Genomic DNA, 303 nt, shown 5'->3' with positions numbered 1-303 from the left:
CTTAGCCGGAGGAGATAGAATGAAAGATTCACTGCTCATGAGTATATGCGTTTTATACATTCAGAATGGTTGGGATCCGCATGTTCTCTCCAGCAAGTATGAAGTGACTGATAACCAAATTGGCAAGTATTTAACCCTTTTAACAGAGAAAAAGATAATTTTTAAAATAAGTGTGACATTTAGATATATTCTTCCAGAGGAGCGCTCCTACCATAGCTAGGAAAGAATAGGAACAGCATCCTAAAAATGGGGAAATAAGAGATTTGGGAATTAGTGGGGATTACGAAACGGGTCAACATCCTC

1 protein-coding gene is annotated in these 303 nt (G+C 38.3%); it reads left to right on the top strand.

The window, feature by feature from the left end; translation table 11 throughout:
• Positions 1 to 220, top strand: a 220-nt coding sequence (locus PZE06_RS27920; protein WP_275792390.1) for a hypothetical protein, incomplete at its 5' end; no start/stop codon positions are given.
• Between the last annotated feature and the right edge of the window lie 83 nt (positions 221 to 303).

It is taken from the genome of Robertmurraya sp. DFI.2.37 (assembly GCF_029211245.1).
GTDB lineage: Bacteria > Bacillota > Bacilli > Bacillales > Cytobacillaceae > Robertmurraya > Robertmurraya methanolica_A.
The sequence above is the reverse complement of the archived record's forward strand: the minus strand, read 5'-3'. Positions and strand labels throughout refer to the sequence as shown.